At 38.5% G+C, this 13588-nt stretch carries 10 protein-coding genes; 8 read left to right on the forward strand and 2 right to left on the reverse strand.

The window, feature by feature from the left end; genetic code table 11:
* Nucleotides 1-66: 66 nt before the first annotated feature.
* The 3 genes from trmL (at nucleotide 67) to ACFSTH_RS16785 (ending at nucleotide 2506) form a co-directional block, all read left to right on the forward strand.
* On the forward strand, nucleotides 67-531 hold the full coding sequence (gene trmL, locus ACFSTH_RS16775) for a tRNA (uridine(34)/cytosine(34)/5-carboxymethylaminomethyluridine(34)-2'-O)-methyltransferase TrmL (protein WP_377774899.1): 465 nt from the start codon (nucleotides 67-69) through the stop codon (nucleotides 529-531).
* Nucleotides 532-658: 127 nt separating this feature from the next.
* A complete protein-coding gene (locus ACFSTH_RS16780; protein ID WP_377774898.1) occupies nucleotides 659-904 on the forward strand; it encodes an AbrB/MazE/SpoVT family DNA-binding domain-containing protein in 246 nt (81 codons plus the stop codon).
* Nucleotides 905-1309: 405 nt separating this feature from the next.
* A complete protein-coding gene (locus ACFSTH_RS16785) occupies nucleotides 1310-2506 on the forward strand; it encodes an aminotransferase-like domain-containing protein (RefSeq protein WP_377774897.1) in 1197 nt (398 codons plus the stop codon).
* Here the strand turns inward: ACFSTH_RS16785 and ACFSTH_RS16790 are convergent.
* Nucleotides 2490-3209, reverse strand: coding sequence for a DUF2161 family putative PD-(D/E)XK-type phosphodiesterase (locus ACFSTH_RS16790; RefSeq protein WP_377774896.1), 720 nt, complete (start codon nucleotides 3207-3209; stop codon nucleotides 2490-2492). The genes ACFSTH_RS16785 and ACFSTH_RS16790 overlap by 17 nt on opposite strands.
* Nucleotides 3210-3352: 143 nt before the next feature.
* Here ACFSTH_RS16790 and ACFSTH_RS16795 point away from each other — a divergent pair, with 143 nt between their 5' ends.
* The 3 genes from ACFSTH_RS16795 to argS all read left to right on the forward strand — a co-directional run bounded on the left by ACFSTH_RS16795 (nucleotide 3353) and on the right by argS (nucleotide 7791).
* Entirely contained in the window at nucleotides 3353-5248 is a 1896-nt protein-coding gene (locus tag ACFSTH_RS16795) for a PrkA family serine protein kinase (RefSeq protein ID WP_377774895.1), read from the forward strand.
* Nucleotides 5249-5352: 104 nt separating this feature from the next.
* Nucleotides 5353-5907: a YhcN/YlaJ family sporulation lipoprotein gene (locus ACFSTH_RS16800; protein WP_377774894.1), complete on the forward strand. Its 555-nt coding sequence runs from the start codon at nucleotides 5353-5355 to the stop codon at nucleotides 5905-5907.
* A 159-nt stretch (nucleotides 5908-6066) separates the two neighbouring features.
* Nucleotides 6067-7791 carry an arginine--tRNA ligase gene (gene argS / locus ACFSTH_RS16805; protein ID WP_377774893.1) on the forward strand — a complete coding sequence of 575 codons (1725 nt, stop codon included), beginning with the start codon at nucleotides 6067-6069 and terminating at the stop codon, nucleotides 7789-7791.
* An 88-nt stretch (nucleotides 7792-7879) separates the two neighbouring features.
* Here the strand turns inward: argS and ACFSTH_RS16810 are convergent, their stop codons facing one another.
* Nucleotides 7880-9328 (reverse strand): SpoVR family protein, encoded by a 1449-nt coding sequence (locus ACFSTH_RS16810; protein ID WP_377775003.1) that lies wholly within the window; start codon nucleotides 9326-9328, stop codon nucleotides 7880-7882.
* Between the two features lie 225 nt (nucleotides 9329-9553).
* On the opposite strand from ACFSTH_RS16810, the gene ACFSTH_RS16815 reads away from it, so the two are divergent.
* The gene (locus ACFSTH_RS16815; RefSeq protein ID WP_377774892.1) at nucleotides 9554-11296 is read left to right on the forward strand and encodes an ABC transporter ATP-binding protein; all 1743 of its coding nucleotides are present in this window, start codon (nucleotides 9554-9556) and stop codon (nucleotides 11294-11296) included.
* Nucleotides 11289-13124 (forward strand): ABC transporter ATP-binding protein, encoded by a 1836-nt coding sequence (locus ACFSTH_RS16820; protein WP_377774891.1) that lies wholly within the window; start codon nucleotides 11289-11291, stop codon nucleotides 13122-13124. The genes ACFSTH_RS16815 and ACFSTH_RS16820 overlap by 8 nt, the downstream gene beginning before the upstream one ends.
* The last annotated feature ends 464 nt before the right edge of the window (nucleotides 13125-13588 follow it).

Raw genomic sequence — 13588 nt, forward strand, 5'->3', positions numbered from 1 at the left:
CATTAACGGTACGTAAAGACAATGTAAAATATGTATTGATTTCTAGAAAGAAGCGGGGGCGGTTTCATGCCTTTCCACATCGTATTAGTGGAACCAGAAATTCCGGCAAACACAGGCAACATAGCTCGAACTTGTGCTGCGACTGGAGCGCATCTGCACCTTGTTCGACCATTAGGCTTTCAAACTGATGATCGTACGCTCAAGCGAGCTGGTCTTGATTATTGGCATGCAGTACAAGTGCATTATTATGACAGTATAGAAGAGGTACAGCAAAAGTTTGCAGATAACCGTTTCTTTTATGCTAGCACACGTGCAAAACAATATTACACCGAGTTTCAATATGAAGACGGCGATATGTTTGTATTTGGTAAAGAAACGAAAGGATTGCCACAGGCGTTAATTGAAGATAATATAAATAGCTGTATTAAAATGCCGATGACTGATGCAGTACGTTCGTTAAATTTATCCAATTCGGCAGCGATTATATTGTTTGAAGCATTGCGGCAAACAGGGTTTTCGAGCTTACAATAATTTAGCTATACAAAAAAAACGACATCAACTAAAATTAAAAGAAGGAATTAGTCGTTTTTCGTCGAAACATATGTATGCAAAGGTTTCAGAGACGACTTGCAATATTAGACATAAAGAGGTGATATAGATGAAACCAGCAGGTGTAGTTAGAAAAGTGGATCAGTTAGGGCGTATTGTGTTGCCAAAGTCATTGCGCAAACGTTATATGATGAATGAAGGGGACCCAGTGGAAATTTTCGTTCAAGCTGATCATATTATTCTAGAGAGATATCGTCCCAAATGTGTATTTTGTGGCTCTATGACAGAAGTAAGTGAATTCAAAGAGCGTGACGTATGTAACGTATGTATTGGTGAGATGCAACAACTTAACTAATCATGTATAGTTAGAGTTGTGTAGGTTTAGATACGTATTGGGATTAAGGTTCATGAATAAAAAAATGAAGCTTCCCTGACCAGCATTATTGCTTGGCAAGGAAGCTTCATTTCTTTTGAACCATTGTAGTGTCGAAATTTTTATAGACCGCTTGTTTGATCTTCATTGTATGAACTTGTTAACATTGCAACGATCATAATCACGAACACGGTCATAATAATCATAAATTTCATTAACTGGACACCTCCACATTCGCTACGTATATTATAACCAAGAAGAGAAAAAAAGAAAACAATAAAAGCGATAATAGCAATAACAACATGTTAATTAACTGTACTTGGAAGGTAACTTCTAATTCAGTTGTTTTTTTATATGGTGTTTATTCGCTTGAAAGGGGTATTACACATGGAATATCGTATTTCACCAAGAGTAGGCAGTCTACAGTCATCGGCAGTTCGAGATATATTGAAACTAACACAAGGGAAAGATATGATTTCATTTGCTGGTGGATTGCCTGCAGAAGAATTATTTCCGATTGAAGCTGTTCGTGCAGCAGCAGACCGTGTATTTTCAACTGGAAAAGGTGCGCTGCAATATGGGCTTACAGAAGGTTTTGTTCCGCTCCGTGAGCAATTATGCGGGAGAATGGCAGCGAAACAAATGAAGGTGACGATTGATCATATGCTATTAACGACAGGATCTCAGCAAGCAATTGATTTGTTAGTTGGCGTATTAACCGAGCCAGGAGATGTCGTATTGGTAGAGCGTCCTACGTATTTGGCTAGCCTACAAGTATTCGCATTGCATGGTTTACAAGTAGTTGCTTGTGATAGTGATGAGCATGGTATTATTCCAGAATCTGCTAGTGAATTGATTGCAAAACATAAACCAGCATTACTTTATTCAGTTCCTACTTTTGGAAATCCAACAGGTAGAGTATGGAGTGAAGAACGAAGAAAGCAAATATTGCAAATTTGTACAGAGCAGCAAGTACCTATACTGGAAGATGATCCGTATGGAGATATTAAGTTCCATGAGGACGAAACTTATCCTTCCATGTTTTCTATGCAAGATAGCGTAGATGGGGGAGCAGTATTTTATACAAGTACATTTTCTAAAACGGTTGCACCGGCACTGCGTACAGGCTGGATTATCGGAGATACATCAGTTATCCGAATGATGGCTAAAGCGAAACAAGCGGCTGATTTGCACTCTAGTACGCTCGATCAACAAGTACTTCATCAATTGCTAGCTGGCTTTGATTTGGACGCACATATTGCCGTTATTTCCAAAGATTATAAAGCGAGAATGTTAGAGATGGATCAATTGCTACAAAAGCAAGCAGTAGATGGATTAGTTTGGGAAAAGCCGAAAGGCGGCATGTTTTTGTGGGCACAGTTACCAGAGGGATTAGATGCAGAAGCATTATTGAAAGCTGCTGTTCCTAAAGGTGTAGCTTTTGTACCAGGTAGTTCCTTTTATGCACGTGAGCCGCAACGTAATTCGATGCGACTCAATTATACGTATAATACAGGTGCAAGAACAGAGCAAGGAATCGTACGTCTAGTAGAAGCCATTAGTGAATTTACAGCTCGTAGCTAGCTGCTAGTTCGTTTACAACATAACTATATTCGATAAGAGCTTGCTTACCTGCAGGCTCAAGTACATAAACACCTCGTCTTACTCGTTTGAACCATTGATAATAATTGTGTTGTAAGATAGATGCGGTAGAAGGATTTTTTGTAATAGCAGCGATTTGACGTGGGGCAGCTTCTTCCAGGTGCTGGAGCACGTAGGCACATTGTAAAGCTTTTTCACGATAAGCGGTAACTAGCTTACGACCGGTACTGCCGCCAACGTTATAATCGCCACTACGTTCATGAAACTCCCGCAGTATGTTTTGTTGCTTGCGATGCTTCATTCGGCGGAGCGGTGCTTCGCCCGGCTCAGCTAGAACAGCAATAGTTGGTGCTTTGGTTTTGAATACAGTAACGGTAATGAGTCCAAGACCGAGCATGCGACATAGCTCGGCTAAATCACCAAAGCGTTGATTGTGGGAACCACTTTTTTTGCGATTTCGTTCGACAGCGAGTACCACATCCGTATTTAGCCGTAAACGTTCAACTCCTTGCAGCAGCAGAGCGAGATTGAACGTTTTTTTTATTTCAACTATTAGCGTATGATTGGTTTCCGGATGGATAGCGACTAGATCGCAATGCTTTACTTCAGCACGAACTTGATAACCGAGCGCTTCATAATAAGCTTTTAGCGGTTCGTACAACTCCTCTTCTTTCTTCACTGCCATTGATAATTCCTCATTTCCCAATATGCTTCTATTGATTATAACAAATTACGATCTAATTTTTTTAAAATAATGGGCAATTTCCTCAGTCGCCAAGCATAGAAATGTAACTAACGGTCATATAAGGCATTGGGAGGAGGCGCAGCATGGATATTTTCAAACGATTATCAGAGTATAAGGCGGAAAGTGAACGATTGGCATGGAGTGGTACATTCAAAGATTATATAGCACTATTAAAACAAGATCCTTCACCGGCAATGACAGCGCACGCAAGAGTGTATGAAATGATTGTTTCCCATGGTGTTGAACAAGTGGAGGGGAAACGGAAATATAAATTTTTTGAAGAGGAATTATTTGGATTAGAAGAGACGTTAGAAAGATTAGTTGAAGAGTACTTTCATTCATCCGCTCGCAGGTTAGATGTCCGAAAGCGGATTTTACTATTAATGGGTCCAGTAAGTGGCGGGAAATCAACGATAGTAACGTTGTTGAAGAAAGGGCTAGAGCGGTTTTCACGTACCGATAAAGGAGCAGTTTATGCGATAAAAGATTGTCCAATGCATGAGGATCCACTTCACCTTATACCGTATGAATTGCGAGCAGAAGTAGAAAAAGAATTAAACATTCGAATTGAAGGTAGCTTATGTCCATCGTGCCAACTACGATTACAAGCTGATTATAATAATAATATCGAAGCAGTGGAAGTAGAGCGAGTCTTTATTTCGGAAGAAAATAGAGTGGGAATAGGTACGTTCAGCCCTTCTGATCCGAAGTCGCAAGATATAGCGGATTTAACAGGCAGTATTGATTTCTCGACAATATCGGAATACGGTTCTGAATCAGATCCGCGTGCTTATCGTTTTGATGGTGAATTGAACAAAGCGAATCGTGGATTAATGGAGTTTCAAGAAATGTTAAAATGTGATGAGAAATTTTTATGGCATTTACTTTCTTTGACGCAAGAAGGAAATTTTAAAGCTGGGCGATTTGCCTTAATTAGCGCTGATGAATTGATTGTTGCCCATACAAACGAAACAGAATATAAAGCTTTTATAAGTAATAAGAAAAATGAAGCGTTGCAGTCACGGATGATTGTAATGCCAATTCCATATAATTTAAAAGTATCGCAAGAAGAAAAAATATTAGCAAAATTAATTGGACAAAGTGATATGAGGCACATTCATATTGCACCGCATGCGCTTCGAGCGGCATCTATTTTTTCCATCCTAACTCGACTCAAAGAGACAAAAAAACAAGGGATGGACGTAGTAAAAAAAATGCGTATGTATAACGGGGAAGAAGTGGAAGGATTCAAAGATGCTGATTTAATCGAAATGCAAAATGAATATTTGGAAGAAGGTATGAGCGGGATTGATCCGCGTTATGTTATTAATCGTGTATCAAGCGCTTTAATTAAACAAGATATGTCCTGCATTAATGGGTTAGACGTTTTACGTGCCATCAAAGATGGATTAGATGTTCATCCCTCTATTTCGAAGGAAGAAAGAGAACGCTATTTAAATTTCGTTTCTATCGCCCGCAAAGAATATGATGAACTAGCAAAAAAGGAAATACAAAAGGCTTTCGTATATTCTTATGAAGAATCGGCACGAACGTTGTTTGATAATTATTTGGATAATATCGAGGCTTATTGTAATTGGACGAAAATAAAAGATCCACTGACTGGGGAAGAATTAGATCCTGATGAAAGATTAATGCGTTCTATAGAAGAACAAATTGGTATATCGGAAAACGCCAAAAAAGCTTTTCGGGAAGAAATATTAATACGTATCTCCTCGTACTCACGTAAAGGAAAGAAATTCGATTTTACTAGCCATGAACGATTACGTGAGGCAGTCGAGCGCAAACTTTTTACTGATTTAAAGGATATTGTCAAAATTACGACATCGACGAAAACGCCAGATGAGAGTCAGTTAAAGCGTATAAATGAAGTAACTAAAAGGTTAATGGAAGAACATCACTACTGTCCGGTCTGTGCCAATGAGCTACTTCGTTATGTAGGAAGTTTATTGAACAGATAGTAACTTATGGGTTGATGATTGTGTAACGTTACCAATCAAGAAGTAAAGTGTATAAAAAGCCCTCCTCTGCACATGTTAAAGCTAATGTGATGGAGGTGAGGATATTGTATAAAACGTACACAATCAATGGAGTTAAAACGTGGCTTATTATTGGGATGACATTTGCGGTTGTACTAAGTGGTTGCGGTAAGGCGAATCAAACGGAAGATAATCAAGTGAAGCCACAATCTGTTGTACCACCAACAGAACAATTGGATAATGGTTCAGACTATTCCAACAAAGTGATACCGAATAGTAAGGTTGCTCCTGAAACTGGTGATGGTACAATCAATCAACAACAAATGAAGCAGCTAGTAGCATCCTTTTCGGGAGTAGATGATTCTGAAGTTGCTTTGCAGGATAAGGATGTATTAGTTGGGCTGGAAGTGAATGATAGTACGAAACGAAAAATGGTAGCTAAACAAGTGTTTTCTAAACTAAATTCGCAATACCCTAGCTATAACTATTATATAACAACAGATTTACAACAGCGCAAACAAATTGCGAAGCTTGAGCAAGAGATTGACAAACAAAAATCAAAATATATGTTGCGACCAGCTTATATGGACTTATTAGGTGAAATTAAGCAACAGATGGCTGAGATGGAGCTAGTAAGGTAAAAATTATGTTAAAAACTTCACACTTGGACGATTGCAGTGCTAGTTAATTGCTGCAAAGTTCAGTCGTGAAGTTTTTTTGTATAGATCATATCTTTACTTTGCTTTCTTAGTAATGGTATTCTTTAATATAATTGAAAACCGTTATGGAGAAAGAAGTGAATGAAAGTGTTAATGGAGCAATTAAAAAAACAAATTGCAGCACAGGTTGCACAATTGTATACTTCGATAGATCACAATGAGCTGTTTTCGTTATTGGAGTTTCCACCGAATGTAGATATGGGAGACATATCACTACCTTGCTTCAAATTAAGTAAACAGTTGCGACAAGCACCAGTAGCTATTGCTGCTCATATTAAAGACAATTTACAATTGCCAGGCATCGCAAGTATAGATGCTGTAGCTGGTTATGTGAATTTTTATGTAGATAAACAATTATTTGCGAATCAACTGTTAGTACAGATGGAGCAAATGGGCGAGCGGTACGGTTCTAGTCAAGCAGGTGCTGGTAAAACAGTTGTTATTGATTATTCCTCTCCTAATATAGCGAAGCCATTTCATATTGCTCATTTGCGGTCTACTGTGATCGGGCATGCTTTAAAACAAATTTTTGCATTCCAAGGCTATCAAGCAATTGGCATCAACCATTTGGGTGATTGGGGAACACAGTTCGGCAAATTGATTGTTGCTTATCAACTATGGGGAGACAAAGCAGCAGTAGAAGCGGGCGGTATTGATGAGTTATTGCGTCTTTATGTCGCATTCCATGAGCAAGTGAAAGAACAGCCAGAACTTGAAGAAGAAGCAAGGCAATGGTTTGTTCGGATGGAGCAAGGCGACGAGCAAGCTTTGCAGCTATGGCAATGGTTTGTTGCGATTAGTATGCAGGAATTCGAACGGATTTATCAGTTACTTCACATTGAGTTTGATTATATTACCGGTGAAAGTTTCTATAACGATAAGTTACATACTGTGGTCACTGAGCTACAAGAAGCGAATTTGTTGTTAGAAGATGAAGGAGCGCAATTAGTTGATTTGTCAGCATTCAACATGTCACCGGCACTTATTTTGAAAAAAGATGGTAGTTCTTTGTATCATACACGTGACATTGCCGCCGCCATTTATAGACAGAAAACATATCATTTTGATCAAGCTATTTATGTTACTGATTATGCTCAAAACTTACATTTTGAACAGTGGTTTAAAGTTATCGAGCTAATGGGGTATGAGTGGGCGGAAAAACTTCATCATGTGGCATTTGGGCGAGTAAGCTTTGCGGGTACTAGTCTATCGACTAGAAAAGGAAATATAATTAAACTGGAAGAAGTGTTACAGCAAGCGATTAGTAAAACAAAAGATATAATGCAGGGAAGAATAACCGATGAAGCTCAGCTACAGCAAGTAGCGGAACAAGTAGGTGTCGGGGCTGTCATATTCCATGATCTTAGTAGCAACCGAATTAAAGATATAGATTTCACTTGGGAAACGATATTGAACTTTGAAGGAGAAACAGGTCCTTATGTTCAGTATACTCATGCGAGAGCAAGTAGCGTTTTACGTAAATATGCTGCTCAATATGGAGAAGAAACGATAGCGCTCGAGCAATTAGGAGAATATTTAACAGAGAAGACAACATTCCAAGTTATTAAAAAATTGGCGCTATATCCTGCCGTTATAGAGCAAGCTGCGAGTAAGTTAGAGCCGTCTCTTATTAGCCGTTATTTGGTGGAGCTGGCGCAGCTGTTTAATCATTTTTATCACGAAATGAAAGTAATGGTTGATGATCAGCAGACGAGACAGGCGCGAATGACGTTAGTACAAGCGGTTAAAAGAACGTTACAGCGTGGACTTGCTCTAATTGGAATACAAGCGCCAGACCAGATGTAACGATGGAGCGAAAAGTGGAATAAGCAAAATCAACTGGATGAACTGTCGTTGATCCAGTTGATTTTCAATTATCATCTATACACTGTAGTTATAAAAATTTCCGTGTAGTTTTTTTTCCATCGAATTGAAATACAATTGTTTTTTCTTCTACCATCGTTTCGAGATGAATCGTTTTACCCCACAGCCTATATACATACGGTAATGTTCGCTCAATGTATTTTAAGTCTAACTCGATACCATCGTATTGATGCAGCAAATATAATTCGCCATTGCGGTTAAAATTACCATCCTTCACAAAGAGACTTGGAAATCCTCCGTTAACACGAGAATTAACGAGTTGATCACGAATATTTTCCCAGCTTTTATCGGTAATCCGCCATTCAGGTCCCTTTTTTTCAAATACGTACAAATCAAGTTCATCGACTAAATCTTTCGTTAAATAGTTTCGCAAAAAGGAAATATCGCTATCAAGTTCACGCACTTCAAACATTTTGGATCGCCCTTGACCGGGTTTACGTCCGAACCTTGTTTGCTCTTCCAGTGTTGGATTGTCCCATCGTTTTTCAATATTTTCAAATATTTTTAATCCGAGATAATAGGGGTTTAGCGTGTTTTTTGATGGAACGACGACAGAAGAGTTTAGTTTGGCGTATTCGATTGTTTCTTCACTTGTCAAATCAAGTTCTCTCACAATGCGTTGATGCCAGTAAGAGGCCCAGCCTTCATTCATAATTTTCGTTTCGATTTGTGGCCAAAAGTAGAGCATCTCATCACGTAGCATCGTCAAAATATCACGTTGCCATTCTTCCAATACAGTGGAGTATTCTTCAATAAACCAAATAAGATCTTTTTCTAACTTTGGTGGAAAGTTCGAATTTTTTTCTATAATTGCGTCTGCTGCTTGTTTTTGTTGTTCGGCGTAAGTTGCATCGAGCATCCAAAGTTGTTCATACGGCGTTGTTTTGTCTTTGGTATGACTCGTTCGTTCAGCATTTGTTGCTGTTTCGATATATCTCTTTTTATCTAGCTGGTATGGCTTTATGATCGTTGGATCGACATGTTCTTGAATAGCAAGTATGGCATCAATGAATTGTTCTACTTGCTCTGTCCCATACTTCATAGCATATTGCTGGACTCGATCGGCAGTTGCCGACATACTTTCAACCATATTGCGATTCGTTAAGTGGAAGCGGGCATTGTTTTTAAAAAAATCAGAGTGAGCAAGTACGTGAGCCACAATTAATTTGTTTTGAATGAGAGAGTTTCCGTCTAATAAAAAAGCGTAGCAAGGATCGGAATTGATGACCAGTTCATAAATTTTACTTAAGCCAAAATCATATTCCATCTTCATTTTTTGAAACGCTTTTCCGAAGCTCCAATGATTGTAACGAGTAGGCATACCATAAGCACCGAAGGTGTATATGATATCAGCAGGACAAATCTCATAACGCATTGTATAGAAATCAAGCCCGAAGCCTTGAGCTATTTCTGTAATTTCTGCAATCGCGTATTGTAATGCATCCATATTACTTTGCATCATGATCACACCTCGCTTGGATTACTAGTTATTCTATATCATCTATATATATGTGGAGAAAAGGTGCCTTATGTACGTATTGCCTGAAATGCTCATATCAGTAGGCTAAGTATGCTCATCGACTAAAATTCATGTTATAATAAATGGAGAATGTACCAGAAAGAGAAAGTTAACATCGTTTTTGAAAACGCTATTATAATAGAACGGTGACGGGGGGAACTGTATTTGAGTATTATTTTTAAATTTTTAAAAAAGTATCGTTTTTTAGCACTTTTAACTATCGGATTTACGATGACTGAGTTAATGATAGAGCTGATCCAGCCGCTGATTATAGCTAACATTATAGATGATGGAATAGCACACTCCAATTTAGAAACGGTTACCTATTGGGGTGTTGTGCTGCTAACTATTACTGTTGCTTCTTTTGGAATAGGTATTGTAAGTTCGTTTTTTTCTAGTCACGTTAGTCAAAGTTTTGGCTTTGATTTGCGGGAAAAATTATATGAGAAGGTGCAGGCGCTATCGCTTGCGAGCTTTAATCGCTTTTCGGAGGCTTCGCTAATTACTCGGTTGACGAATGATATTGTCCAAGTGCAAAACACTGTATTTATGGGGCTTAGAATTATGTTACGTGCGCCGTTGTTCGTTATTGGAAGTGCGATTATGGCATTTGTTGTTAGCCCGAAATTAGCTATTTGGTTTACTGCTGCTCTGCCTTTTTTATTTGTGTTTTTATTGTGGATTTTAAAGCGAGGACAAGAGCTATTTCGGAAGGTTCAGAAGCAATTAGACAAAGTTAACGGTGTTATGCAACAAAATCTAACTAGTATGCGACTAGTTCGTGTCTTTGTTCGGAAACAACATGAAACGAAACGTTTTGTAAACGAAGCGGATATATTGCGAGAGCAAACAGCGTCTGCTATGCGCTTAACGGAATTAACGATGCCAATCATACTAGTTGTTATGAATGCGGCTGTCATCGTTGTACTATGGTTCGGCAAGCAGCAGCTACAGTGGCAAGGTGTGACTGTAGGAGAAATCATTGCGATAGTCAATTATGCGACACGAACTACTGGTGCTTTGTCCATTATGTCGATGATCATTATTAACTTTTCACGAGCCAAAGCTTCTGCTGAACGAATTAAAGAAGTGTTTGATGCGGAAGAAGAATATAGTGAACCAGCAGTTCAACGGTCAGTTGAGCGTTCTGATGATGTGAGTGAGCAAGCATCTATTTGTTTTGATGATGTTTCCTTTCGCTATTCAGCACAGGATGAAACGGTACTATCGAATATTTCCTTTCAGGTTAATACTGGTGAGCGAATTGCCATTATGGGAGCTACAGGGTCAGGAAAATCTTCGCTAGTACAGTTAATTCCACGGATGTATGAAGTGAGTAGTGGTACAATTTCCATTGGCGGAAAAAATATTAACTCCTTAAGCTTGCCGGAGCTTCGGACGCAAATTGGATATGTTCCACAAGAAGTCATTTTATTTAGCGGAACAATTGTGGATAACTTAAAGTGGGGTAACGAACATGCGACGATGGAACAAGTAATAGAAGCAGCGAAAGCGGCTCAAATCCATGACACGATTATGCAGCTACCAGAACAATACGAGACACTAGTTGGTCAAAAAGGTGTGAATTTGTCAGGAGGTCAAAAGCAACGATTGACAATCGCCCGAGCATTAATTCGTAAACCACTAATTTTATTACTAGATGACTGTACAAGTGCTTTGGATGTAAAAACGGAAGCTGCACTTTTACAAGCACTACAATGGCTACGCTGCACAACCTTTTTAGTGACTCAAAAAATAAGTTCCACCACTGATGCAGACAAAGTTTTAATATTAGATGATGGTCAATTACTTGCCGAAGGGAAACATGAACAATTGCTTCAGCAATCGGCTTTATACAAAGCTATATATGAATCACAGCAACGGAAGGCGGGTGTTTCCAATGCTTGAAAAACTAAAAGAACCATTTCGCTATCCGAAGGTGGCGTTGAAAGATAAGCAAACCGTACGTGCAAAAGCAGGAGGAAAAGCTAAAAAGAAACCGACGCAAACAGGGAAAACATTGCTACGCTTATGGGCTTATTTGGCAAGATATCGTGGTAAATTGATCGCCGTTTTAGTAATGGTTATATGCAGTACTGTCTTCTCTATATTGGGTCCTTATTTGACAGGAACGGCAATCAATTTATTTATCGAAAAGCAGCAAAGTGGTTTTGCTACCTTTTTATTTATTATTGGTGGTGTGTATTTGTTACAAGCGATTACGACTTGGTTACACAATATATGGATGATTAATATTTCACAGCAAATTGTATTTCAAATGAGACAAGATTTATTTCGCTATTTGCATCGATTACCTATACCTTACTTCTCTAAGCGGCAGCATGGTGAGATGATGAGTCGGATGACCAATGATATTGATAATATTAGCTCATCTCTTAATAGCTCGATTATTCAAATTTTATCAAGTACATTAATGCTATCTGGCATTGTCGTTATTATGTTATCGATTAGTCCGTTACTTACGCTGCTTACCTTTATTATTGTACCTTTAATGTTTTCTGGAATGAAATGGATCACTAATCGCACTAGCTACATGTTCAAAGAACAACAGCAAAATTTGGGTGAGTTGAACGGATTTATTGAAGAAACGTTAAGTGGTCAAAGAATTGTTAAAGCATTTTCGCAAGAGGATAAGGTGAAGCAGGGATTTGCTACTCGTAATGAAAAAATAAAACTATCTGGATTTTGGGCTCAAACGTTGTCTGGTTTTATTCCCAAGTTAATGAATGGGCTGAATAATTTAAGTTTTGCTATTATTGCAGGAGTCGGCGGTATATTAGCGATAAAAGGTAATGCTATTACTGTAGGTGCGATTTACATATTTGCTGAGTATGCTAGACAATTTACAAGACCGTTGAATGATTTGGCTAATCAATGGAATATGATGCTTTCTGCCGTGGCAGGTGCTGAACGGGTATTTCAAGTATTAGATGAACCGGTGGAAGAAGCGGATGAAGAGCAAGCAATAACATTAGCTCAGGTGCAAGGGTGTGTGCAGTTCAAAGATGTCAGCTTTAGCTACAAAGCGAATGACAATACGATACAGGGCGTTAATTTTACAGCGCAGCCTGGGGAAACGGTAGCTTTTATTGGACCTACAGGTGCAGGTAAGACGACGTTAATTCAATTGTTGTGCCGTTTTTATGACCCGTCGGCAGGCAAAATTTTGCTGGATGGAACCAACATTACTTCAGTGAAGCGAGAAAGCTTGCGGCAGCATACGGCATTTGTATTGCAAGATCCGTTTTTATTTGCAGGTACTATTCGTGAAAACATTCGATATGGTAGGTTAGAGGCGACTGATCAGGAAGTAGAAGAAGCGGCTAAGCAAGCTAATGCTCATTCTTTTATTATTCGGATGAAACAAGGGTATGAAACAGAGTTAATATTAGATGGAGGTGGCATTAGTCAAGGACAGAAACAATTAATTGCAATAGCTAGAGCGATATTAGCCAATCCATCACTGCTAGTGTTAGACGAAGCTACAAGTAGTATCGATACCGTTACGGAAATAAAAATTCAAGAAGCGTTACATCGTTTAATGCAAGGAAGAACCAGCTTCGTAATAGCCCATCGATTAAATACGATACAGCAGGCAGACCAAATTGTAGTCTTGCAGCAAGGGAAAGTAACAGAAAAAGGATCACATGAGCAGCTAGTGGAAAACAATGGTTTCTATACGCAATTGGTTAATGGTCAATTTGAGTTGGAATAGTGGTTGGAAATAAAATTTTAAATAGTAAGAAAAAGGCGGGAAACACAGTGTTTTCCGCTTGTATAGTTTGGATGGAAAGAAAAGAAGCAATCCTATTCATCTATTTTTATTTTCTATTATTCATTTAAAATGTTTGGTGAAGCGCTAGGTAGTAGTAGTAATAGAAGTAGAAGGGCACTGATAGCATGAATTTATGTAGTATTGATTATAGCCTATTATATGAAGCTATTTTTTTTCTTTGTTTTTTTTAAAACTTTTTTAAAAAAAGGGTTGCAATTGGTTTGGAAGCTGTGATATATTATAAAAGTCGCCGCTGAGATGCAGCCGACAACAAGCAAAACAACAACAAACAAAATGAAACAATGATTTGTTCTTTGAAAACTGAACAACGAGTGAAGTAATACAAAGCAAGTCAGCAAGAAATGAGCTACAAACTTTTATTGGAGAGTTTGATCCTGGCTCAG

This window comes from Paenibacillus yanchengensis (assembly GCF_042684845.1).
Taxonomy (GTDB): Bacteria; Bacillota; Bacilli; order Paenibacillales; family Paenibacillaceae; genus Pristimantibacillus; species Pristimantibacillus yanchengensis.